Below are 266 nucleotides of genomic sequence, written 5' to 3'. Positions count from 1 at the left end.
CTCGCGCTGGGCGAAAAGCAACGGTCAAAGCGCTGCGCTCCAACGTAGAAAAGCTGGCGACGGAGGCACCCAGGGAACTGATCGAGCTGCATGCCGAGATTGAACGCGTCACCCTGGCTCAGATGATTGAACAGTACGAAAGCATGCTTCAGAAAGGACTTTCTGAAAACGTCTGGCAGAAATTCTTTGAGCGCAATATTTTCATCCTCACCATGATTTTCGCCCGTCCTGTTAGATTGCTTCATACCCAGTTTCATGCCCAGGGC

General features: G+C 51.9%; 1 protein-coding gene. It reads left to right on the top strand.

What is annotated here, in order from left to right; all coding sequences use genetic code 11:
• Window positions 1–266, top strand: a 266-nt coding sequence (locus KMS84_RS40230) for a DUF4263 domain-containing protein (RefSeq protein WP_256921606.1), incomplete at both ends; no start/stop codon positions are given.

Origin of the sequence: Streptomyces hilarionis (assembly GCF_024539675.1) — a bacterium.
Classification (GTDB): domain Bacteria; phylum Actinomycetota; class Actinomycetes; order Streptomycetales; family Streptomycetaceae; genus Streptomyces; species Streptomyces hilarionis.
The sequence above is the reverse complement of the archived record's forward strand: the minus strand, read 5'-3'. Positions and strand labels throughout refer to the sequence as shown.